The sequence below is a fragment of the Larkinella insperata genome, from assembly GCF_026248825.1.
In the GTDB taxonomy this organism is placed as follows: domain Bacteria; phylum Bacteroidota; class Bacteroidia; order Cytophagales; family Spirosomataceae; genus Larkinella; species Larkinella insperata.
Genome location: NZ_CP110973.1, coordinates 4,903,105 through 4,926,599, shown reverse-complemented (window position 1 = coordinate 4,926,599; position 23,495 = coordinate 4,903,105). Strand labels below are relative to the sequence as shown.

The window sequence follows — 23,495 nt, the reverse complement described above, 5'->3', positions numbered from 1 at the left end:
CCCAAAATTGATGAACGGGTTAGTCGAACGTTCCAAGCTGGATCCGATCGTTACTCCCTTAAATCCCGGTAGCCAATCAATTGGATTCCCCGGCTTTTGATCAATTCCTTCACGCGGGGGCTGGTCCAGGCATCGGTAACACCCTGGCGGTCAATGGCCACCTGCTCGTACCCGATGTGGTGGATAGCCCGCAGCTCCGGCGTATCCAGGCCGGGATGATCGACAAACAGGTACGTTTTGCCGGATTCCAGGCTTTCGAGCATTTTGCAAAAGCTTTCAACTTTTTCGGCGGAGGTTGCGTGCGCCCCCACATACCCCACCGTCGTCACGTCGTATTCCTGCGAATTCCGGTCCAGGTGAATGACGTTGTATTCTTTAGCCAACTTCTGAACCAGCGCTTTCACCTCGTCGCCCATCCCTGTGCATCCCATATGCCCGGAAATGTGGCTGATGCGGGGAATCCATTTCCGGCCGAGTTCAATCTGCGCCCGAAACTCCCGCTCGATGTCTTCGAGCTTCCAGTCATTTTCCACCAAAGCGCGTTTGGGGTAGTTTTTGTTGGGGTAAATCATGGGGTAGAAATACCCGTCGGCATCCCGCAGGCTCGGACCGGCCGAGACCGGCCGCCACTTGACGTTATCCCATTCACTGGTCAAGGTGAGGTGAATACCGACGTCCACATTCGGAATCTGCTTCAGCATTTCGACCGCTTCCGGAAACCAGGGGGACGGAACGATGACTTCAATCGACGACTCGATGCCTGCCTGGTAGCACTGCACGAGCGCTTCATTTCCGGAATGCGCATAGCCCATGTCGTCCCCGCGAACAATCAGACGGGGAGCCTGCGCGTAGCCGGTCGTCAGGGAAGCGACCAGCAGAAACAGCGCTAAACATTCTTTTTTCATCCGGTTTGGGTCAGAAACAGGCTTTCGTCACACTGTCCCTTAAATATACTTGAAAACTCCAGAATACCGGGATCGCCGTTGTTTCAAAAGCGTTCGCCCTCGCTGCTTTTAGCGAACACTTACACATCCCGTCTGCAATTGAAACCCTTTTCCCACTGTATCCTAAACATGCCATAATCTTATTTGATTATTGACTTAAAATATAGCCTACCCATCTTACAAATAATTAGTCCACAAATTTGTCATTTTACCTATATAAATTTTGAATTTGCCATAATATCTTATACTATGTTTTACAATTATTAATTTTTTTAAAATATTATTTGTCTTACTATCCATTATTACACTTATTTACGTTTTCAATTACTTTAACCTATTTCTTTAGTATTAACATTCTAATCAATCTACAATGACCATATTTCGTACGATTTCCATCAATTATACTACAGTTACTAACTAGTCAAAAACCAGCAAATCTGGTTCAATAAACCGTTATAGTCCTATTTAACCACTTCATTACTTCCAACTATCTATGAGAAGAGCATCTACCTCTTGCTTCCTGCTGATCGCCCTGCTGATGAATCTGGTCAGCCTGGCGCAGGATAGAACCTTAAAAGGGAGAGTGTTGTCCAAAACCGACGGCGCCGGTTTGCCCGGTGCCAACGTGCTGATCAAAGGAACGTCAATCGGAAGCACGACAAATTCCAATGGTGAATTCACCCTGAATGCTCCGGCCAATGCCACCCTGATTGTGTCGTTTATCGGCTTTAAGCCCACGGAAGTAGCCGCTGGCAGCAAAACCACGCTCGACATTATCCTCGATGAAGATGCGGCCCTGCTGGGAGAAATCGTTGTAACCGCCCTCGGGATTACCCGGGAGAAGAAGGCCCTCGGCTATTCCGTGCAGGAAGTGAGCGGCAAACAACTCACGCAGGCCCGCGAAACAAACCTGGTTAACGCGCTATCGGGCAAAGTGGCCGGGGTGCAGGTGACCAACTCCAACGGTGCGCCGGGCGCTTCGTCGCGGATGGTGATCCGGGGGGCCAGTTCCATCGGCAGCAACAACCAGCCGCTGTTTGTGGTCGACGGCGTTCCCATCGACAACGGCAATTACGGTTCTTCCACGGCGGTTGATTACGGCAACGGAGCCGGTTCGCTGAACCCGGACGATATTGAGTCCGTGAGCGTCCTGAAAGGTCCCAGTGCCGCGGCCCTGTACGGTTCCCGTGGGGCCAACGGGGTGGTGCTGATCACGCTGAAGAGCGGAAAAGGCAGCCGGGGTATTGGCGTGTCGGTGAACTCCAACACGGCGTTCGATAGCCCGTTCCGGCTGCCCGAATGGCAAAACGAATACGGCCAGGGCGGGAAAGGACTCTTTTCGTACGTCGATGGCCGGGGCGGTGGCGTCAACGACGGCGTCGATGAAAGCTGGGGACCCCGGCTGGACGGCCGCCTGATTCCGCAGTTTGATTCGCCGATTGGTCCGGATGGCAAGCGGACCGCCACGCCCTGGATTGCTCACCCGGATAACGTTAACCAGTTCTTCGAAACCGGCCGGACGCTCACCAACAACATTTCCATCACGGGTGCTAGCGAGAAAGGTGATTTCCGGCTGTCGGTGACCGATCTGAACCAGACCGGTATTCTGCCCAACACGGATTACAAGCGCCGGACGTTCGCGCTGAACGCGGGCTGGAACCTGACCAAAAAACTAAGCATTCGCGCCAGCGGAAACTACGTGAAAGACGGCAGTGACAACCGCACCAACTGGGGTCTGTATTTCATCTGGTTCGGCCGGCAGGTGGATATGGAGCAACTGAAAAACTACCAGGCTCCGGGCAGCATCTACCAGTATAACTGGAACTATAACTACTGGACGAACCCCTACTACCAGTTGAACGTCAGCGCCCGCGAAAACGAACGCGACCGGTTGTTTGGCAACCTTTCGGCCACCTACAAATTCACCGACTGGCTGACCCTGACGGCCCGCTCCGGAACGGATTACTACATTGATCGGCGGAAAACCAAGAATGCCGCCCGGACTTCCAACCTGTTCGACAGCTACAACGAAGAGCAGATTTACGTGCAGGAATCCAACTCGGACTTTTTGCTGAACGCAACCCACAAATTTGGCAACTTCGATGTAACGGCCAACATCGGTGGTAACCACCGGTCGAACTATTACCAGCGGAATTATACCGGCGCGACCGAGCTCGCCATTCCCCGCGTCTGGAACATCGGAAACTCCCGCCAGCGGCCCGTGACGGACAACACCATGTATTCAAAACGGGCCATTAACAGTGTGTATGCGTCGGCCAACCTCGGCTACCGGAACTACCTGTTCGTCGATCTGACCGCCCGGAATGACTGGTCGAGTACCCTGCCCGCCAGCAACCGTTCGTATTTCTATCCGTCGGCCGCCGTTAGTGCCGTTCTGACCGATATGTTCAATGTGAGTTCGCCGGTTCTGTCGTTTGCCAAAATCCGGGGCGGTATTGCCCGCGTCGGAAACGATACCGATCCGTATAACCTGTTGCAAACCTATGCCTACGCCAATGCCTGGGGGAGCTTACCGTCACTGGCCGAAAGCAACGCCATGCTGAACGCCAACCTGAAGCCGGAATTGACCAATTCGTACGAAGTTGGGGCGGAAGTAAAATTGTGGAATAACCGTGTTGGTTTGGATGTGACGTATTACAACAAACAGTCGTTCAACCAGATCCTGAACGTTAACATCTCCAACGCTACCGGCTTTTCGTCCAAGCTGCTGAACGCCGGTCGGCTGGAAAACAAGGGGGTTGAAATCCAACTGTCGGCCACGCCGGTCAAAGCGGGAGCTTTCCAGTGGGACGTGGTGCTGAACTGGGCGCAAAACCGCAACAAAGTACTGGATTTGGCGGAAGGATTGACGACGTACACGCTGAATCCGACCACCAATATCCGGGGTATGGGCGTTGAAGCCCGCATTGGCCAGCCCTACGGAACCTTCTTCGGACAAGGCTTCCTGCGCGATCCGAACGGCAACATCGTCTATAGCGCCGGAGCGCCCCAAATCGACCCCGTTCGCCGGATTCTCGGCAACTTCACGCCGAAATGGATTGGCGGCATACAGAACACGTTCACGTACAAAGCCTTGTCATTGAGCACGCTGATCGACATCAAACAGGGGGGTGACATCTTCTCGCAGTCCATCAACATTGGCCGGTACACGGGTGTCCTGAAGGAAACCACGCTGGGCCGGGAAGACGGCATCATCGGCGAAGGGGTAAAAAACATCGGCACGGCGTCTGAACCCAATTACGTTCCCAACGATGTGCGTATTTCGTCGGAAGAGTGGCACCACAAGTACTACTCACTAACCAACAACGAAGGCACCATTTTCGACGGCAGCTTTGTCAAACTGCGCGAAGTTCGGCTGAGCTACGTGCTGTCGGGCCAGGTGTTCAAGCGCCTGCCCTTCCGCGACATTGCCATCTCGGTGGTTGGCCGGAACCTGGCGCTGTTGCACAGCAACGTTCCGCACATCGATCCGGAAACGAGCTTTTACAACGACGGCAACCTGCAAGGCATCGAAAACGGCCAGATCCCGACCACCCGATCCATCGGTTTCAACATCGGATTCAATTTGTAAAACGTCACCGATTTCGGCACCCGGTTCAGGACAAGTTGATGCAGAGACCAGAAGGCGTCAACTTGTCCGGACCGACAACCCGTCATTCCAACGATCCATCAGCATGAAACAGACTTATTTTTCCTTTCGATACAAAGCCGTTGTGGCCGCGCTCTTTCTGAGCCTGTCGTCCTGCACGGACAATTTTGACGAGATCAACACCAACCCCAACAACCCAACCACGGCTTCAGCGGATCTTTTCTTGCCGCACGGTATTCAGAGCGCAGTTGATGTGTACTGGGGCGGTTCGCTGGGGCAGGACATCGGCTCGGGCATTTCGCAGCACTGGGCCCGGATTCAGTACACGGACGTTGACCAGTACACCATTTCCAACGACATCATCAGCAACAGCTGGCGGGATTTTTACATCGAGTCGCTGGCCGACTACCAGCGGATTTACAAAATCGGAGCCGAAACCGGCAACACCAATTACCAGGCCGTGGCCGTCATCCTCCGCTCCTGGGTGTTTTCGCTGCTGACCGACATCTACGGCGACATTCCCTACAAAGATGCCGTGCTGGGACTGGAAGGAACGCTGCAACCCAAATACGACGCCCAGAAAGATGTCTACGCCGGGCTGGTGGCCGAACTGAAGGGAGCCAGCGACCTGATCGACGCAACCGACAAAAGCAAAGCCATTGGGGGCGACATTCTGTTGGCCGGTGATCTGACCAAATGGAAAAAGTTTGCCAACTCGCTGAGCCTGCGCCTGCTGCTGCGGATGCTGAACAAAGCCGATGCACCCATTGACGTGAAAGCGGAGATCAACCGGATTCTGAGCGACCCGGCCAAATACCCGGTACTGGCGTCCAACGCCGATATCATTCAGTTGAACTACCTGGCGGCTGCTCCGAGTAACAACCCGATCAACGAAAACCGTAAAACCCGCGACGACCACCGGGTGAGTGCCACGCTGGTTGACAAAATGCTGGCGCTGAGCGACGCCCGGCTGGCCATTTACGCCGACCGACCCGCCGACGGTGGCGAATTTAAAGGCGTTCCGAACGGCTTGTCGGCGTCGGACGCCAACGCCCTCGGCCTGTCGAAAACTTCAAAAGTGGGCGCTTATTTTACCAGCGCAACGGCTCCAGGGGTGATTATGAGCTACGCCGAACTGCTCTTCATCAAAGCCGAATTTGCCTACAACGGTCTAACCGCTGCGGGCAGCACGGCCACCCTGTACAACAGCGCCATCACGGCTTCGCACGAGCAGTACAAGCTGACGGTTTCCCCGGCTTACCTGACGGCCAACGCCCTGAAAGAAGGAGCCGCCGGGTACACCCAGCTTATCGAACAGAAGTGGATTGCCCTCTACGGCCAGGGCCTGGAAGCCTGGTCGGAATACCGCCGGACGGGCATTCCGGCCCTGACGCCCCCCGCTCTGAATACCAACAATGGGGTCGTTCCGACGCGCCTGCCGTATCCGGGTTCCGAAGAATCGCTGAACTATACCAACTTCGACGCGGCTCTGAAACGCCAGGGCGGCCAGAACGATAAAAAACTCAAACTCTGGTTTGCCAAATAATGCCTGCCCAAGCGGGTGCGCCACCGGGTGCACCCGCTTTCTTTTTAACCATTTAACCGACTGTTTTCGATGAAAAATTGGCTATACCCTACCCTCCTGGCCTGCCTCAGCACCGGCGTAACCCTGGCGGCCGACGACGATAAGGAGTTGCTGAAAAAAGCCAGAAAGATCCACGAGAAAGCGTTCACGGTGGATACCCACGCCGACACGCCCATGCTGCTCTCGCGCGGAGGTTTTGACGTCACAAAAGAAAACGACGCCCGCGCCACCAGCAGCAAGGTCGATTACCCGCGTATGCGGAAAGGCGGTCTGGACGCTATTTTCTGGGCCGTTTACCTCGGTCAGGGTCCGCGCACGCCGGAAGGCCACGAAACCGCCAAACAAAAAGCACTCGGTATTTTTGATGCCGTTGAAACGACGCTCAAAAACACCCGCACCGAAGCCGAACTGGCTACCACGCCCCAGGACGCCCTGCGCATCGGCAAAACCGGCAAACGGGTTATTTTCATCGGGGTAGAAAACGGTTATCCGATGGGCCACGACCTGTCGATGCTCAAAACGTTTTACGACCGGGGCGCCCGCTACATGACCCTCTGCCACTCGAGCAACAACGACATCTGCGACTCCTCGACCGACCCGAAAGGGGCCGAGTACCAGGGACTGAGTCCGCTGGGCGAGCAGGTGGTGGCCGAAATGAACCGGCTGGGCATGATGATCGACGTGTCGCACGTTTCCGACTCGACCTTTTACGACGTAATCCGGCTATCAAAAGTACCCATCATTGCGTCGCATTCGGGAGCCAAAGCCATCTGCGACCACCCCCGCAACCTGACCGACGATATGCTGAAAGCCCTGGCGAAAAACGGCGGGGTGGTGCAACTAAACCTGCTGAGCGATTACGTCAAAACCATTCCACCCAGTCCGGAGCGCGAAGCCGCGCAGAAAGCCCTGTTTGAAAAATGGGGTGTGAAAGACCGGCGGTCGATGATGGGCGCCATGAGCAAACTGTCGGAAGACGATCAGAAGAAGCTTCGGGCCGAGTTCATGGAACTGAACAAACAGTATCCGGCGCAACTGGCCACGGTAAAAGACGCCGTTGACCACATCGACCACATCGTTAAACTGATCGGCATTGATCACGTGGGCATGGGGGCCGATTTTGACGGCGGTGGCGCTCTGGCCGATTGCTTTGACGTGAGCCAGTACGAAAACTTTACCGTGGAGTTCGTCCGGCGGGGTTATTCCCGAAAAGACATTGAAAAAATATGGAGCGGCAACTTCTTCCGGGTCATGAAAGCCGTGGAGAAGAGCGCCCCGACGGAAATGATCGGCAAATGACCTGATCGTTCACCGCTTAAAAATCATTTCATTGCCAAAAAAAGAAAAGGTGGTCTTTTAGGCCACCATTTTTTTTACGGCAGGCAGCAAAACCGGTTATTTAAACGCCGGAATACCGGTGATTTCGTTGCCCAGAATCAGCAGGTGAATGTCGTGGGTTCCCTCGTAGGTAATCACCGATTCCAGGTTCATCAGGTGGCGCATGATCGGGTATTCGCCCGAAACGCCCATCGCCCCGTGCACCTGCCGGGCTTCCCGCGCCACGTGCAGGGCCATCTCGACGTTGGCCCGTTTGGCCAGCGAAATCTGGGCCGTGGTGGCTTTGCCTTCGTTTTTCAGGACCCCCAGCCGCCAGCAGATCAGTTGGGCTTTCGTGATCTCGGTGAGCATTTCGGCCAGCTTCTTCTGCACCAGTTGAAACGACGCGATGGGTTTGCCAAACTGCTGCCGTTCGAGCGCATAGCGCCGGGCCGAGTCGTAGCAATCCATAGCCGCCCCCACCACGCCCCAGGCAATGCCGTACCGGGCCTGATCCAGACAACTCAGCGGTCCTTTCATCCCGTCGACGCCCGGCAGCCGGTTTTCTTTGGGCACTTTTACGTCCTGAAACACCAGCTCACCCGTCGTGCTGGCCCGCAGCGACCATTTGCCGTGAATTTCGGGCGTTGAAAAACCGTCCATGCCGCGTTCGACCAGCAGGCCCTGTACCCGGCCCTGGCTATTTTTGGCCCAGACAACGGCTACATCGGCCACCGGTGCGTTGGTGATCCAGAGTTTGGACCCATTCAGCCGGTAATGATCGTCGTGCTCCACAAACGAGGTCTGCATCCCGGCGGTATTCGAACCGTGGTCGGGTTCCGTCAGCCCGAAACAGCCCAGCCACTCGCCCGCTGCCAGCCGGGGCAGAAACTTGCGCTTCTGCTCTTCGGACCCGTACGCGTAAATTGGCCACATCACCAGCGAACTCTGCACCGACACACAGGACCGCATTCCCGAATCGCCCCGCTCGATTTCCTGCATCATCAGGCCGTAGCAAATGGCATCCAGCCCACCCCCGCCGTATTCCGTCGGAATGGTCGGCCCGAAGGCCCCAATTTCCCCAAACTTCCGGGGCAGCGACTCGGGAAACGCCCCCCGTTGGGCGCATTCCTCGATGATGGGGCTGATTTCCCGGTTGACAAACGCCCGCATTGACGCCCGCACCAGTTTCTGCTCTTCCGTCAGCAGGTCGTCGATTCCGTAAAAATCAGGGGCTTCAAAATCGGTTGACTGGGCCATGAGTTTGAAAAAGAAAACCCGTCAGGAATGGCAACGAATTGCCTATACCTGACGGGAGTAGTTCGTTTTTAGATTAGTTTACCAGCACGCCCACTTCCGCAGCCGACGCCCAGTTTTCGTTTTCGTTGACCGACGAAAGCGCCACCAGCTTGATAAATTTCGCTTTTTGCGGACTGGCAAACGGCACTTCCTGTTTCACCGGATTGTTCCGGATGTTGGCAAATGCCTGCTTTTCGAGGACGGGTTTCCAGTCGGTACCGTTTTCGCTCACGTAGAAACTATACTGGTAAATCGTGCCGCCGTTCTGGCCGTCCTGACGGGGGGTGTAGGTAAACCCTTTCAGGTTGAGCGTCTCACCCAGGTTCACCACCAGCTCGTGCGGGTGTTTGGCGCTGCCCTCCTGCCGGGCGGTTTGCCAGACGGTATGCGGATTGGAATCGATGGCGCGGCCAGCCGCGCTTTTCAGCTTGTCGTCGCTGGCCACCACCGACCACTTCTCGGGGGCCAGGTCAAACGATGCCGGGACGATTTCCGACGACTCCGCGCCGTTTTTGATGAACGCTCGCGCTTTGATCGTGCCGCCTTTGGCGTAGTGGAACGGAGCCGTGTAGCGGGTCGATGCCAGCGTCGGTTCCGAACCGTCGGTCGTATACCGGATAACCGGATCGGCCACTTCCGAGGTGATCGTTACCAACCCCTGCCTGTTGCGCGCAATTTCGGGGTTCGACAGCAGTTCGGTCGCTTTGTACAGACCGCATTCCGCCAGCACCGGGCAGGCGTTGGATTCGAGAATCGTTACCCGGACCTTCGTGGTTTTCAGGGTCGGGAACACCAGAATTCGTTTGTAACCGATGGTGGTTTGCTGATCGATGGTTTCGAATTGCTTGCCGTTCCAGGCTTCAACTTTAAACGACTTTACGCGCTGGCCCAGCGGAATGTACTCCTGCAACACGATCCGGTTGATCTCCGTGGGTTTGCCCAGATCAATGACGAACGACCCCTGCCGCACGGCATCGTCGGTGGTCCAGTACGTGTCGTAGTTGCCGTCCAGCAGGTTTTTAGCCCCAAACCGCTGGTCCTTGCCCCGAACCGCCGAAGCCGTCACGGTTTTGCCCAGCGCCAAGTTGGTTTTAAACGACTCGGCCACGGTTTTGCGGAATTCCATCAGGCGGGTTGAATCGTTTTGGTGAATCAGTCCTTCGCGCGAAACCGGCACATTCAGGAGCAGGTTGCCGTTGCGGCCCACCGACGAATAATAGATTTTCATCAGGTGCGTCAGCGTTTTCACCCGGTCGTCGGTATCGGGGCTGTAGAACCAGCCCGGCCGGATCGACACATCGACCTCCGCCGGAATCCAGTATTTTCCGTTTTCGTTGCCGGCGTTGAGCACGTGCGTCGGCGGGGCCGCGTGGCCCATCCCAAAACCGTCGGTGTTGAGCGTCGACCAGTTGGTTTCGCCCGCAATACCGCTTTCGTTGCCCATCCAGCGGCAGCCCGGGCCAATGTCGCTGAAGATGATGGCTTTGGGCTGGTGTTTGTAGACCACACCCCGGAACAGGTTCCAGTCGTACTCCTGCCGTTTGCCGTTCGGGCCTTCGCCGTTGGCCCCGTCGAACCACTGTTCAAACACGCTGCCGTAGCTGCTCAGCACTTCGTCGAGCGTGTTGGCAAAAATCTGGTTATACTCTGGCGTTCCGTAGGCCGGGTGGTTGCGGTCCCAGGGCGAAAGGTACACCCCGAACTTCAAGCCGTATTCCTTGCAGGCGTCGGACAGTTCACGCAGCACGTCACCCTGGCCGTTTTTCCAGGCGCTTTCCCGCACGGTATGTTTGCTGAATTTGCTGGGCCATAGGCAAAAGCCGTCGTGGTGCTTGGCCGTGATGATGATGGCTTTCATGCCTGCGGCTTTGGCCGTGCGGGCCCACTGGCGGGCGTCGAGCCGGGTGGGGTTAAATACCTTCGGGTCTTCGTCGCCGTGGCCCCATTCTTTGTTGGTAAACGTGTTTGGTCCGAAGTGGATAAACATGTAGTACTCCATTTTCTGCCACTCCACCTGCTGCGGACTCGGCAAGGCCCCATACGGAGCGGGCGGAGCCGTTTTTTGAGCAGATAATCGCAGTGTACTGAGTAAAATCAGGAGAAAAACTTTTTTCATTAGAAAGTGGGTTGTCAATGAGCTGAATGGAACGCATGGATCTTCCCCCGGAAGGTCCCATCGCCGGGTCAAATATAGGCCGACGGCGCCGTGAAAACGAATTCAAAGCCCGGCCAGCCGTGTTAATTCAATTTGATTAAATAAATTTACCATTTAATACACAAATAATAATAAGAAATAAACGGCGAACCCGAAACGGTATCCGGTTGTTGATCTTATAGGAAATAATACCTATGATTCACTCGCTTTCGTTAACGCTCGAACCCGATATTGCTTTCGATGAGGTGGCTTTCGAGCAAGAAATCTACAACCGATTACAGCTTCCGGCGGACCTGATTGCCCAGCCGGAACGACCCGTGGTTCGCAAGCTGCGGCAGTCCATCGACGCCCGGTCGCGTCAGGTAAAAGTACACGTCGATGCCGAAGTCTACGTGAATGAGCCCCCGCGTCCGCTGATTGCGTACCGGAAGGCGTACTCCGATGTGAGCCAGGCTCGCCCGGTGATTGTGGTTGGAGCCGGTCCGGCGGGTTTGTTTGCGGCTTTGCGGCTGGTTGAACTGGGTCTGAAGCCGATTGTGCTGGAACGCGGCAGCGATGTCCGCGCGCGTCGGCGTGATCTGGCGGCTATCAATAAAGAACACCGGGTTAACCCCGAATCGAACTACTGTTTCGGAGAAGGCGGTGCCGGTACCTATTCCGACGGCAAGCTCTACACCCGTTCCAAAAAGCGCGGTGACGTGCGCCGAATCCTCGAAATTCTGGTGGCGCACGGCGCGACGGAACAGATTCTGGTGGATGCCCACCCCCACATCGGCACCAACAAACTGCCCGAGGTGGTGGTTGCCCTGCGGCAGAGCGTCCTCGAAGCGGGTGGAGAAATCCGGTTCGACACGCGCATGGTGGATTTGCTGGTCGAACAAAACGAAATCAAGGGCGTTGTAACGGACCGGGGCGACGAGCTGACCGGCCTGGGCGTCATTCTGGCGACGGGTCATTCGGCGCGCGACGTCTTTGAACTGTTGCATCAGAAAGGCATTACGATTGAGAGCAAGCCGTTTGCAATGGGCGTTCGGATCGAGCACCAGCAGTCGCTGATCGACCAGCTCCAGTATCACCGGCCCGAGCGGGGCGATTACCTGCCCGCGGCTTCCTACAGTCTGGTGACCCAAACCCGGCACAAGGGGGTGGAACGGGGCGTTTTCTCGTTTTGCATGTGTCCGGGCGGTTTCATTGTTCCGGCGGCTACGGCTCCGGGCGAACTGGTGGTGAACGGTATGTCGCCCTCGCGCCGGGATTCGAAGTACGCCAATTCGGGACTGGTGGTGGCCGTCCACGAAACGGATTTGATAAAATATAAAGAATACGGTCCGCTGGCCGGTATGCAGTTTCAGAAAGAACTCGAACAGCGGGCCTGCCAGCTCGCAGGCGGCAACCAGACCGCTCCGGCCCAGCGGGTTTCTGATTTTGTGACCAGCCGGGTTTCCAAAAGCCTGCTACCGACTTCGTACCAACCCGGTCTTCAGTCGGTTGACATGCAGGCGGTGTTGCCCGAAACGATTGCCGCGCCCCTGAAAACCGGTTTGCAGCAATTCGGAAAATCGATGCGCGGCTACGTTACCAACGAAGCCCAGTTGATTGGCGTGGAAAGCCGTACGTCCTCGCCGGTCCGGATACCGCGCCGACCCGACACGCTCGAACACGTGCAGATCAGCCGGTTGTTTCCGTGCAGCGAGGGAGCCGGGTACGCCGGTGGCATCGTCTCGGCGGCCATGGACGGTGAAAAATGTGCTGAACAAGTAGCCAAACTATATGCTTGACCCTTCGTTTCATAGCTTTGCCAGTGCCTTGAAAGAGCGACTGGCCGAACCGTTACCCGGCGCCGAAGCCCACAAGAAAATGGCTTCGGCCTCGCGGCTGCGGATGGCTATGCAACCGAATGAACGCACCCGGCGAAGCGCCGTTTTAATTGTTTTTTATCCGTACCGGGGTTCCATTCTTTTACCCCTGATTCTGCGCCCGCAGTACGACGGTGTTCATGCCGGGCAGATGGCCTTTCCGGGCGGACGCATGGAGCGCACCGACGAAAACCTGATCCGGACGGCCCTGCGGGAAGCGCAGGAAGAAGTCGGCATTCGTGTGACCGATGTCAAAGTGCTGGGCAAGCTGACCGAGCTGTACATCCCCCCGAGTAATTTTTTCGTCCAGCCGGTGGTGGGTATATTGCCGTACCGGCCGGATTTTTACCCCGATCCGCGCGAGGTCGAACACGTTGTCGAGGTATCGCTGGATGAACTGATGGACGAAACCATCGTTGGGGCCAACGCCATTGAAGTGCGCGGCACCTTAATTGACGCGCCTTTTTATCAACTTCAGGGCTTTAAAGTCTGGGGCGCAACGGCCATGATGATCAGCGAGTTGCTAATGGTGATCAATTCCGTACCCAAGTAATCGACTTTTCCACCGGGCGCAAGAAAGTCGTTGCATTGGAACCGTTATTTTCGGTACCTTTCCATTCGTGGTTTTTGATCGGCGTTTACCGTTACCGGAGCTATAGAATGTGATTTAATACGGTGAAAAGCCGTATTCTGATTTAAAATCACTACATTTGTAATACAAGTATTATATAACGTTTTCAGGAAAGAGCGATCAAGCAAAAGCATTTTAAAGCCGAATGGTCTTCTGATTCCGATTGGAAGGCTCACCGGCATGGCTTTTGTAAACTTCTGATCTGGCGATGTGGAGGTGTAACGATTTTACCCAAAAAGCCGCATTTTAGCGCATATAGGGCACTTTTTTCAAAAAATTGTTGTATCTTTATAAAGCTATCGACGGATTATTTTCCCGCCGAGCCCATCAAAACGATAGCATTTACCATCGATTTTTATCCGTCATTAGTCGAATGAGCGAAATTCTGGATCCCACTGAACTACCGGAAGAGCAAAATGAAAATACCCTCCACCAGCAGACCGTGGTGTCGGGCTTGTACGAAAACTGGTTTCTAGAATACGCGTCCTATGTCATTCTGGAACGGGCCGTTCCGGCCGTTGAAGACGGTCTGAAGCCGGTGCAACGCCGGATTATGCACGCCCTGAAGGAGATGGACGACGGACGCTTCAATAAAGTGGCCAACGTCATCGGCCAGACCATGCAGTACCACCCGCATGGCGATGCTTCCATTGGCGACGCCATGACCACCATCGGGCAGAAAAACCTGGTGTTTGATATCCAGGGAAACTGGGGCGATGTCCGGACCGGCGACGGCGCGGCTGCCCCCCGGTACATCGAGGTCCGGTTGTCGAAGTTTGCCAACGACGTTCTTTTCAATCCGCAGACCACCGAATGGCAGTTGTCGTACGACGGCCGGAAGAAAGAACCCGTCACGCTGCCCGTTAAATTCCCGCTGCTGCTGGCGCTGGGCGTGGAGGGAATTGCCGTTGGTCTATCCACCAAAATTCTGCCCCACAACTTCATTGAATTGATCGAAGCGTCGATCAATATTTTGAAAGACAAGCCCGTCACGTTGTACCCCGACTTTTTGACGGGCGGTTACATTGACGTCAGCAACTACAACGACGGTAGCCGGGGTGGTAAAGTCCGCATCCGGGCGAAGATTGAGGAATTTGACAAGAAAACGCTGATCATTCGCGAAACACCGTTTGGTACAACGACGACCTCCATCAAGGACTCGATCATCAAGGCCAACGACGACGGCAAAATCAAAATCAAAAAAGTGGAGGACCTGACATCGAAGGATGTCGAAATCCACGTGCATCTGGCCCCCGGCGTTTCGCCCGACATTACCATCGACGCTCTCTACGCGTTTACGGAATGCGAAGTGTCCATTTCACCGAACGCCTGCGTAATTATCGGGGATAAACCGCACTTTGTTTCCGTTACCGACATTCTGAAAATCAACACCCACCAGACGGTTGCGCTGCTCGAACGCGAGTTGCAGATCCGCCGGGGCGAGTTGATGGAAAAGCTGCTGTACAGTTCGCTCGAGAAAATCTTTATCGAAAACCGGATTTACCGGAAAATTGAGGAGTGCGAGACGTTCGAAGCCGTTCTGGCCACGATCGACAAAGGACTGAAGCCGTTCAAAAAGCAGTTTTACCGCGAAATTACGGAAGATGACCTGATCCGGCTGACCGAAATTCGAATCAAACGCATTTCGAAATACGATGCCTTCAAGGCCGAAGAACTCATGCGCCGGCTGGAACAGGAACTGGCCGAAACGGACGACAACCTGGCTAACCTGACCCGTTACGCCATCAGCTACTTCAAAGAGCTGCTCAAAAAATACGGCAAAGGACGGGAGCGCAAAACCGAGATACGGGCCTTCAACACCATTGCGGCCAACGTGGTGGCGGCTACCAACGCCAAACTGTACGTCGATCGCGAAGGCGGCTTCGTCGGTACGGGTCTGAAGAAAGACGAGTTTGTTTCAGACTGCTCCGACATCGACGACATCATTGTTTTCCGGCGCGACGGCAAATGCCTGGTCACCAAAGTTCAGGACAAAACCTTCGTCGGTAAGGACATTATTTACTGCTCGGTCTTCAAGAAAAATGACGAGCGGAAAGTCTACAACCTGCTCTACCTGGATGGCAAATCCGGCATCACGATGGCCAAGCGGTTTAGTGTGACCGCCGTGACCCGCGACCGGGAATACGACCTGACGATGGGCAACCCGAAGTCGAAAGTACTGTGGTTTACCGCCAACGACAACGGCGAAGCGGAGATCATTACCATTAACCTGACCGCCCAGAGCACGGCCAAGATCAAGCAGTTTGATTACAATTTTGCGGAGGTTGGCATCAAAAATCGGTCGGCGCAGGGCAATATTGTCACCAAGTATCCAGTTCGGAAAGTAAGCCTGAAATCCGGGGGCGTTTCGACGCTCGGCGGGGTGGATATCTGGTACGACGAACACCTCGGACGCCTGAACCGCGACGAGCGCGGAAAATACCTGGGCAACTTCGACAACGGAATGAGCATTTTGGTCGTCTATAAAGACGGGGAGTATGAGTTGACCAATTACAACCTGACCAACCGCTACGAACCGTCCGAAATTGCCATTCTGGAGAAATTCGACCCCGAGCGCATTCTGTCGACGGTGTATTACGAAGCCAACCAGAAGTCGCATTACGTCAAACGGTTTAAAGTGGAGACCACCACGCAGGATAAGAAGTTCAGCTTCGTTGGTGACGCCAAAGGCTCGAAGATGCTGGCGGTTTCGGCCGATAACCACCCCCGCTTCGAGATTGTCCACCAGATGAAAGAACGTGGGCCGCTCGAGAAAATGGTGCTGGAGCCCGAAGGCTTCATCGACGTGCGGGGCTGGAAAGCGTTGGGCGCCAAACTGCCTTTTGCCAAGGTAAAAGAGGTAAAGTTATTGCCCCCCCGACAGATTAATGAGCGGGAAATCGTGGAAAATAGGACAATAAATTCTAACTTACTGGTTGAAGAATCGGAATTCGACGAGCCACAGGACGACAACGCATCCGTCACCGACGACAACGATTCGGAGAAAAAAGTGAAACAACTAGGCTTATTCTCATGACATGAATCCGATGCCGTACACGACTGGCCGACAATCCGGCAATTACAAAGAAGCCAGCCCCCAAGCCCGTGTGTTGGGGGTCAAACGGGTCCTCAAAGGCGGCATTGCGGCTGCCTTCGTGGGCGTTACGGTTGTGCTCCTTTGTAATTTTTGGGTCGTGTACAGCACCCGGAGTCAGGTTTACTTCGACATCAACCAGTTGCCAACCAATGATGTCGGGCTGGTGCTGGGTACCAGCAAATCCGTTAAGAGCGGCAACGAAAACCTCTTCTTCCGTTACCGCATGGAAGCAACCGCCCGGTTGTGGAAAGTTGGTAAGATCAAGCACATCATCCTGAGCGGAAACAACGATTCGGAATACTACAACGAACCGGCAGATATGAAAAAAGCCCTGATGCGGCTGGGCGTTCCCGAATCCGATATGATTCTCGATTACGCGGGCTATCGCACCTTCGATTCGGTGGTTCGGTGCAAGCAGGTGTTCAACCAGGATAAGATCACGATTATCTCCCAGAATTTTCACAACGCCCGGGCGCTCTACATCGGCAATCACCAGGGCATGACCGCCATTGCGTTTGCCGCCCAGGACATACCTGGTGGGTATTCCTTCCGCACTCTGGTCCGTGAATACCTGGCGCGTCCGCTGGCGGTTCTGGATGTCTACGTCGTGCACCCCAAGCCGATCATGGACAATAAGGAAATCCGGTAGCGTTCCCGGGCCTCTGCCCTTCCCGCCAATTCAACGCATTGCCCTTGAACCACTCCTTTCCTGACAAGGAAAGTCACTGGCCCCGTTAATGTAGATGCCAAATTCTCAAAACTTCCCGGCCACGCCCATCCCCGGTCCATCACGGTAAAAACCACGGATCTGGCGGATACTCAGCACCGACGGGGTTGCCCGGTCAATGCTTCGCTAACGGTTCTGATTCAGTAAATTCCAAAAGTATATGTTTAGCCGTTACCCCCTGTTTGCTCGCTGTCTCAACCGGGCTTAAGGTCGTCGGGACGCATACCGTTCGCTTGTGCCACCAGGCCGTATGCTCATAATTCAGCCGCTTCAACTCAACCATTTCCACAATTCCGGGTTATTATATAATATAAAGAAGAAATTGACTTCAACCTCAATGCTACAAGGGAATGAGAATCTGCAGAACCCTCGTTAAAACTCAAATTCTAGCTTACTAGACACCTAAAACAACACTTTTCGGCAAGCAATCAGAAAACCCAACCTCCGTGGATAGACTTTACGATTCCGTACATTCTATCGTACACTCAGGAACAATGATTCCTGGATGCGTTAATCCCCTTACATCTATCTTATAGAAGAGTACAATGAAAATCATCGATATCCGAGCTCTGAGAGGGCCGAACTATTGGTCAGTACGTCGGCACAAGCTGATCGTGATGCGATTGGATCTGGAGGAGCTGGAAAACTTTCCGACCAATACGTTACCCGGATTTTACGAACGGATTCGGCAATTGCTGCCCAGTCTGTATTCGCACCGCTGCTCGGAAGGGCACCCCGGCGGTTTTTTCTACCGGGTCGAAACCGGCACCTGGATGGGCCATGTCATTGAACATATTACGCTGGAAATCCAGTCGCTGGCGGGCATGGAATGCGGCTTTGGACGCACGCGCGGAACCGGCGAACACGGTGTTTACAACGTCGTTTTTGCTTATCAGGAAGAAAGAGCGGGGATTTACGCAGCCCAATGCGCGGTCCAGATTGCGCAGGCTTTGATTGATGACACCGACTATCCGCTCACAGCCACCATCAACGAACTGAAACGCCTGCACGAAGAAACCCGCCTGGGCCCCAGCACCGGCGCAATTGTCGACGCCTGCCACCGGAAAGGGATTCCCACCATCCGGCTGGATTCGGATTCTGCGGTTCAGCTGGGCTACGGTGCCCGCCAGAAACGGATTCAGGCAACCCTCAGCAACCAGACCAGTTGCATCGCCGTTGAACTGGCCGCCGATAAAGACGAAACCAAACGTCGGCTCCGCAACGTTAACATTCCCGTTCCTGACGGCGAAGTAATTCAGACCGAGGACGACCTGCAAGCCCTACTGCGACGGATGGATTTTCCGCTGGTGGTCAAACCCCTCGACGGCAACCACGGCCGGGGCGTTACCACCAACATCCGGACGGTCGAATCGTTGTTCAAGGCTTTCCTGCTGGCTAAAATGCACGGTGAGCGTGTGCTGGTGGAGCAATTCGCCGAAGGCCACGATTACCGGCTGCTGGTTGTCGACTACAAGCTCTGCGCGGTGGCCCGGCGGGTTCCGGCCTGCGTCGTGGGAGATGGCACGTCCACCATTCGCCAGCTGGTCGATCAGGTAAACGGCGACGCCCGGCGCGGAGACGGTCACGTAAACCTGCTGACGAAAATTCTGCTCGATGAGGCTACGATCACTCTGTTGGCCGAGCAGCGACTGACGGTCGATTCGGTTCTTCCCGACGGCGAGGAACTGTGTTTGAAGAAAACCGCCAACCTCAGCACGGGCGGCACGTCAATCGACGTAACCGATTGCGTCCACCCCGAAATCAAGGCCATGGCCGAACGGGCCGCCCGGACGATCGGTCTGGATATCTGCGGCATTGACCTGATGGCAACCGATATCACCCGCCCGCTGAAAACGTCCGGTGCGATGATCATCGAAGTGAACGCGGCTCCGGGCCTGCGCATGCACACGCATCCCACCGAAGGCACACCGCGGGATGTGGGCAAAGCCATTGCCGACATGCTCTTCCCCGAAACGCCGGGCGCATCCTTGCCGGGCGAATCCACGCCGGGCCGCATTCCAATTGTTGCAATTACGGGGACCAACGGCAAGACGACGACAACCCGGCTCACCCGGCATTTGATTCAGCAGGCCGGATATACCGTTGGCTTCACCACAACCGACGGGATTTACATTGGCGATGCGATGATCGAGGAAGGTGACTGCACCGGCCCCGCCAGCGCCCTGAAGGTGTTGCAGGATACAACCGTGGAGGTAGCCGTCCTGGAATGCGCGCGGGGTGGCATGCTCCGCTCGGGGCTGGCCTTCGATCAGTGCGATGTGGGCGTTATCACCAACGTGGCCGCCGATCACCTGGGCTTGCGGGACATTAATTCTATTGACGACATGGCCCGGGTCAAAGCCATTGTCGCGGAGAGTGTCAAACCCGGCGGCTACGCAGTTCTAAACGCCGACAATGCCCCGACGTACGCCATGCGGGAAAACCTGAGCAGTCAGATTGCCCTCTTTAGTATGCACCCCGAAAGCGAGCATGTGGTGGCCCACTACCGGGCGGGAGGTCTGGCGGCCGTTTACGAAGACGGGTACATCACCATCCGGCGCGGTGACGAACAATTGCGGGTCGAGCACGTCCGGAACATTCCACTGGCCTTCAACGGTACCGCTCCGTTCATGATTGAAAACATTCTGGCGGCTACCCTGGCGGCTTTCTGCCAGCCTATTTCGGTTCCCCAGATTGCCGAAGGGCTGCGCACCTTTACGCCATCGTTTGAGAACACCCCGGGTCGCATGAACTTCTTCCAGTTCCGAAACCATTGCGTTCTGGTGGATTACGCCCACAATCCGCACGGGTTGAGCGCGTTGGGGCACTACCTCAAACAGACAGACGTCGGCTATAAAGTAGGCATTCTGACCGGTGTGGGCGACCGCCGGGAAGAAGACATTATTGAGCTTGGGCGCGTGGCTTGCGGACTTTTCGACGAGATCATCATCCGTTTTGACGAAGACGGCCGGGGCCGGGAAACCGCCCAGATTGCCGACCTGGTTAAACAGGGCGTCTGGGAGGTGGACGCAGCCAAACCCATTCAGGTAATTCCCGACGAGCTGGCTGCGCTGGCGTACGCCCTTAAAAACGCCCAATCCGGCGCCATGATCGTTCACCTCTCGGAACGGATTCGGCGGTCGGTGGAAATCGTTCAGGAATACCAGGAGCTTGAAGAAAAAATTGAGTCACAACCGGTGCTGGCAAAAGCCTGATCAATAAGCGTTCATACCAAGCAGGCCCGGCGGAACGGTTTGATTCCTGCCGGGCCTGCTTGCTTCTAGCGGAGCGTTGTGTTTATCGTAAAGCCCGAAAAAACCAAACTAATCCCGCGCCACGGCGTTAGTAAGATAACCGATGGGTGGTTTCTTCAGAATACATGCGATCCACCGGGCGCCGTTTAAAATTCAGCGTATGTTATGCAGATAAAGGGTACCTTGATTGCCATCGGAGGAAATGAAGATAAGGGGGGAAATGCAAAACCATTGCACGTCCGCGATACCATACACCACTTTTTAAATTCCGGTATTCTCTACCGAATTATTGCTGAAATCAATAATCCGGATTCCTGCCTGGAGGTGGTCACGACCGCTTCCAGCATTCCGAAATCCGTGGCGCATCAGTATACCCAGGCATTTAAAAAACTGGGCTACGAGAACGTCCGGACGATGCACCTGACGTCCCCGCGGGAAGCCGACCATCCCGACATTCTGGCCCGCATCAAAACCTGTGGTGGCATTCTGTTTTCGGGAGGTGATCAGCTCAAACTTACGGCGGCTTTTAACGAGACGGATTTCGCCCGGATTCTACACGAACGCTACCTAAGCGAGCATTTTGTCATTGCCGGAACGAGCGCCGGGGCCATGGTGATGTCGGACCTGATGATTTACCCGCGCGCCCAGGAGAAAGACCTGCGCCCGGAAGTTGACCTGTTCCCCGGTTTGGCTCTGGTGCACGACGCGATCATTGACACCCATTTCCTGGTCCGGGGCCGGTTTCGGCGGCTGGCTTTTGCCGTGGCCCAGAACCCGACCCACATTGGCATTGGCCTGGAAGAAGATACGGGCATCATCATCCGAAAAGGCAACAAACTCGAAGCGATTGGCTCGGGGCTGGTGACCCTCATCGATGGCCGCATCCTGAAAGAAGCGAACCATACCGTGGCGCAGGTGAAACACGATATTTTCATCGAAAACCTGCTGGTTCACGTGCTGAGCCACGGCAATAATTTTACGCTGCGCAACAAGAAGTTTTCCTGAGAGTCACGCAAAGATAGCGACCTCGCCCTCCCCGGCCTGATTGCGCCAGCCGCGGTACATGCCCTCCGAGTTAAACGGCAGGGCCACGTTTCCCGCCCGGTCTACGGCAATCAGGCCCCCTTCGCCCCCCATGTCTTTCAGTTTGTGCTGCACCACCCAGTCGCAGGCTTCCTGCAACGACAGCCCTTTGTAGTCGAGCAGACAGGAAACGTCGTAAGCGACCACCGCCCGGATAAAAAACTCCCCGTACCCCGTGCACGACACCGCGCAGGTTTGATTATTGGCGTAAGTTCCGCCCCCGATAACCGGTGTATCCCCCACCCGGCCGTATTTTTTGTTGGTCAGTCCGCCCGTCGAGGTGGCCGCGGCCAGGTTGCCATTCGCATCCAGGGCGACGGCCCCGACCGTTCCTTTACCGGTGTTGCTCCGGCTGTGGTCCAACTGGGTCCGGTTGGCTTCCTGCGCTTCTTTGAGTTGCTGAAAACGATGATCGGTGTAGAAGTAGTCATCCGGTTCGACCGCAATACCGTGTTCCCGGGCAAACTCTTCGGCTCCGGGATTCAGCAGGAAAACATTCTCGGACTTTTCCATGACGGTTCGCGCCAGGGTGATCGGATTGCGGATATTGGTAACACCGGCCACGGCCCCGGCTTTGAGCGTCTGCCCGCACATGATGGACGCGTCCATTTCGTGCTTGCCGTTCGCGGAAAACACCGATCCGCGTCCGGCGTTAAACTTTTCGAAATCTTCCAGGCTCCGAACGGCTTGCTCAACGGCTTCGAGTGCCGAACCGCCCCGCGCCAAGACCGCGTATCCGGCTTCAAGCGCCTTGTCCAGCCCCTGACGGTATTCTTTTTCCTGCTCCGGGGTAATTTCCAATCGGCTAATGGTGCCCGACCCTCCGTGAATAGCAATCGTGTACATAGGTGTCAGTCTTTTTTAAAATCGGCCAGCGTTCCCCGGATGACGGTATTCATTTGGCTGTTGTTGAAAGCCGAATTACCGCTTTTGTCAATGAGCTTGCACCGCAGCGTAACCAGGAACGGGGTATCTTTTTTATCAAATAGCATCTTGGGCAGCAAGCCGAGTGTTTGGCCCGGCTTGATCGTCACCGGAAACACAACCGGGGTGGTGGCCTGTTTCTTGATCAGGATTGACTCCGGCTGGTCTCCTTCCGCAATCTGTTTGCCGTTGATGCTGACCGTGTAGTGCGTGTCCGTAAAGTTGAACGGGAAGCGGTTTTCATTGGTGATGCTTACCTTGGCGGCCAGGTCGGTTTCTTTCAGACCCAGTTTGCCCAGATCGAGGTCGTCCACTTTTATTTTTGGCAGGTAAAAAGTCGGCAAGCGCCGGGTGATGGTCTGGGTAAAGGTCCGCTCGCCCAGAATTGGTACATCGAGGTCAAACTGGCTGCGGATGGTATAGGTTGTGCTGTCGATGTCTTTGCGGTCGAGGGTTTTTAAAACCGTCATCAGCTTTTTGTTGATTACAACCACCGGCAGCGTCACCAGCGTACTGTCGCCGGATTTGACCTCAATCGGTTTTTCGTAGGCATCCTCCACGATGGGGGTGTTGGCCATCAGCACGGTGTAATTCAGTCTTTTTGCCTTAAAGCCCACCGGCAGCGGATTGTCAATCAACATCTTAACGTTCATCCTAATCCGGTCGTCGTCGATGCTGGTGATTTCGAGCGTGCTCATTTCGAGCCGTGGTTTGAGCGTATCTTTATAGGCACTGGGTTCGTTTTCGGCCCGGTTTTTCAATCGACTATACCAGATATAAGCCCCAATAAATCCGATCAGCAGCAGGCCCAGCGCAATAATCCATCCTTTTTTCATGTTTGTCGCAAAAAATATCTTTGTATTCAAACCACGCCACCGACCCGTCGTCGGTCAATTGGGTAAAAAATGAGCCAGTGGCATTCAAAACCCACAGCTACTGCGGCTTTTCCGCCCGGCGTGGGTGGTCAAAAAGGCTGAATGTGCCCGTTTTTGGTTATCTTTCCGATTCTGCTG

Annotated in this window: 14 protein-coding genes; 9 read left to right on the top strand and 5 right to left on the bottom strand. The window is 55.2% G+C overall.

Features of this window, described 5'->3' with window-relative positions:
• Positions 1-50: 50 nt before the first annotated feature.
• Positions 51-905 (bottom strand): polysaccharide deacetylase family protein, encoded by an 855-nt coding sequence (locus OQ371_RS19960; protein ID WP_265990090.1) that lies wholly within the window; start codon positions 903-905, stop codon positions 51-53.
• Positions 906-1,437: 532 nt separating this feature from the next.
• Here OQ371_RS19960 and OQ371_RS19955 point away from each other — a divergent pair.
• The 3 genes from OQ371_RS19955 (at position 1,438) to OQ371_RS19945 (ending at position 7,438) form a co-directional block, all read left to right on the top strand.
• The gene (locus OQ371_RS19955) at positions 1,438-4,536 is read left to right on the top strand and encodes a SusC/RagA family TonB-linked outer membrane protein (RefSeq protein ID WP_265990089.1); all 3,099 of its coding nucleotides are present in this window, start codon (positions 1,438-1,440) and stop codon (positions 4,534-4,536) included.
• Between the two features lie 103 nt (positions 4,537-4,639).
• Entirely contained in the window at positions 4,640-6,100 is a 1,461-nt protein-coding gene (locus OQ371_RS19950; protein WP_265990088.1) for a SusD/RagB family nutrient-binding outer membrane lipoprotein, read from the top strand.
• A gap of 69 nt (positions 6,101-6,169) precedes the next feature.
• Complete coding sequence (locus tag OQ371_RS19945; protein ID WP_265990087.1) at positions 6,170-7,438, top strand: dipeptidase; 1,269 nt, start codon at positions 6,170-6,172, stop codon at positions 7,436-7,438.
• Positions 7,439-7,534: 96 nt separating this feature from the next.
• Here the strand turns inward: OQ371_RS19945 and OQ371_RS19940 are convergent, their stop codons facing one another.
• On the bottom strand, positions 7,535-8,716 hold the full coding sequence (locus tag OQ371_RS19940; protein ID WP_265990086.1) for an acyl-CoA dehydrogenase family protein: 1,182 nt from the start codon (positions 8,714-8,716) through the stop codon (positions 7,535-7,537).
• Positions 8,717-8,789: 73 nt separating this feature from the next.
• Positions 8,790-10,871: an alpha-L-fucosidase gene (locus OQ371_RS19935; protein ID WP_265990085.1), complete on the bottom strand. Its 2,082-nt coding sequence runs from the start codon at positions 10,869-10,871 to the stop codon at positions 8,790-8,792.
• A 233-nt stretch (positions 10,872-11,104) separates the two neighbouring features.
• On the opposite strand from OQ371_RS19935, the gene OQ371_RS19930 reads away from it, so the two are divergent.
• The 6 genes from OQ371_RS19930 to OQ371_RS19905 all read left to right on the top strand — a co-directional run bounded on the left by OQ371_RS19930 (position 11,105) and on the right by OQ371_RS19905 (position 21,480).
• A complete protein-coding gene (locus tag OQ371_RS19930; RefSeq protein WP_265990084.1) occupies positions 11,105-12,688 on the top strand; it encodes an NAD(P)/FAD-dependent oxidoreductase in 1,584 nt (527 codons plus the stop codon).
• The gene (locus tag OQ371_RS19925) at positions 12,681-13,319 is read left to right on the top strand and encodes an NUDIX hydrolase (protein ID WP_265990083.1); all 639 of its coding nucleotides are present in this window, start codon (positions 12,681-12,683) and stop codon (positions 13,317-13,319) included. Before OQ371_RS19930 ends, OQ371_RS19925 begins: the two co-directional genes overlap by 8 nt.
• A 451-nt stretch (positions 13,320-13,770) precedes the next feature.
• Positions 13,771-16,434: a DNA gyrase/topoisomerase IV subunit A gene (locus tag OQ371_RS19920; protein ID WP_265990082.1), complete on the top strand. Its 2,664-nt coding sequence runs from the start codon at positions 13,771-13,773 to the stop codon at positions 16,432-16,434.
• A gap of 10 nt (positions 16,435-16,444) precedes the next feature.
• The gene (locus OQ371_RS19915; RefSeq protein ID WP_374761424.1) at positions 16,445-17,143 is read left to right on the top strand and encodes a SanA/YdcF family protein; all 699 of its coding nucleotides are present in this window, start codon (positions 16,445-16,447) and stop codon (positions 17,141-17,143) included.
• Positions 17,144-17,766: 623 nt separating this feature from the next.
• On the top strand, positions 17,767-20,436 hold the full coding sequence (gene cphA, locus OQ371_RS19910; protein ID WP_265990080.1) for a cyanophycin synthetase: 2,670 nt from the start codon (positions 17,767-17,769) through the stop codon (positions 20,434-20,436).
• A gap of 204 nt (positions 20,437-20,640) precedes the next feature.
• Complete coding sequence (locus OQ371_RS19905; RefSeq protein ID WP_265990079.1) at positions 20,641-21,480, top strand: cyanophycinase; 840 nt, start codon at positions 20,641-20,643, stop codon at positions 21,478-21,480.
• A gap of 3 nt (positions 21,481-21,483) precedes the next feature.
• Here the strand turns inward: OQ371_RS19905 and OQ371_RS19900 are convergent, their stop codons facing one another.
• Positions 21,484-22,404, bottom strand: a complete 921-nt coding sequence (locus tag OQ371_RS19900; protein WP_265990078.1) for an isoaspartyl peptidase/L-asparaginase family protein — start codon at positions 22,402-22,404, stop codon at positions 21,484-21,486.
• A gap of 5 nt (positions 22,405-22,409) precedes the next feature.
• Positions 22,410-23,318 (bottom strand): LEA/WHy family protein, encoded by a 909-nt coding sequence (locus OQ371_RS19895; protein ID WP_265990077.1) that lies wholly within the window; start codon positions 23,316-23,318, stop codon positions 22,410-22,412.
• Between the last annotated feature and the right edge of the window lie 177 nt (positions 23,319-23,495).

Coding starts and splice junctions, on each gene's coding strand:
- OQ371_RS19960 (WP_265990090.1), bottom strand. CDS start 905: ATGAAAAAAGAATGTTTAGCGCTGTTTCTGCTGGTCGCTTCCCTGACG.
- OQ371_RS19955 (WP_265990089.1), top strand. CDS start 1,438: ATGAGAAGAGCATCTACCTCTTGCTTCCTGCTGATCGCCCTGCTGATG.
- OQ371_RS19950 (WP_265990088.1), top strand. CDS start 4,640: ATGAAACAGACTTATTTTTCCTTTCGATACAAAGCCGTTGTGGCCGCG.
- OQ371_RS19945 (WP_265990087.1), top strand. CDS start 6,170: ATGAAAAATTGGCTATACCCTACCCTCCTGGCCTGCCTCAGCACCGGC.
- OQ371_RS19940 (WP_265990086.1), bottom strand. CDS start 8,716: ATGGCCCAGTCAACCGATTTTGAAGCCCCTGATTTTTACGGAATCGAC.
- OQ371_RS19935 (WP_265990085.1), bottom strand. CDS start 10,871: ATGAAAAAAGTTTTTCTCCTGATTTTACTCAGTACACTGCGATTATCT.
- OQ371_RS19930 (WP_265990084.1), top strand. CDS start 11,105: ATGATTCACTCGCTTTCGTTAACGCTCGAACCCGATATTGCTTTCGAT.
- OQ371_RS19925 (WP_265990083.1), top strand. CDS start 12,681: ATGCTTGACCCTTCGTTTCATAGCTTTGCCAGTGCCTTGAAAGAGCGA.
- OQ371_RS19920 (WP_265990082.1), top strand. CDS start 13,771: ATGAGCGAAATTCTGGATCCCACTGAACTACCGGAAGAGCAAAATGAA.
- OQ371_RS19915 (WP_374761424.1), top strand. CDS start 16,445: ATGCCGTACACGACTGGCCGACAATCCGGCAATTACAAAGAAGCCAGC.
- cphA (WP_265990080.1), top strand. CDS start 17,767: ATGAAAATCATCGATATCCGAGCTCTGAGAGGGCCGAACTATTGGTCA.
- OQ371_RS19905 (WP_265990079.1), top strand. CDS start 20,641: ATGCAGATAAAGGGTACCTTGATTGCCATCGGAGGAAATGAAGATAAG.
- OQ371_RS19900 (WP_265990078.1), bottom strand. CDS start 22,404: ATGTACACGATTGCTATTCACGGAGGGTCGGGCACCATTAGCCGATTG.
- OQ371_RS19895 (WP_265990077.1), bottom strand. CDS start 23,318: ATGAAAAAAGGATGGATTATTGCGCTGGGCCTGCTGCTGATCGGATTT.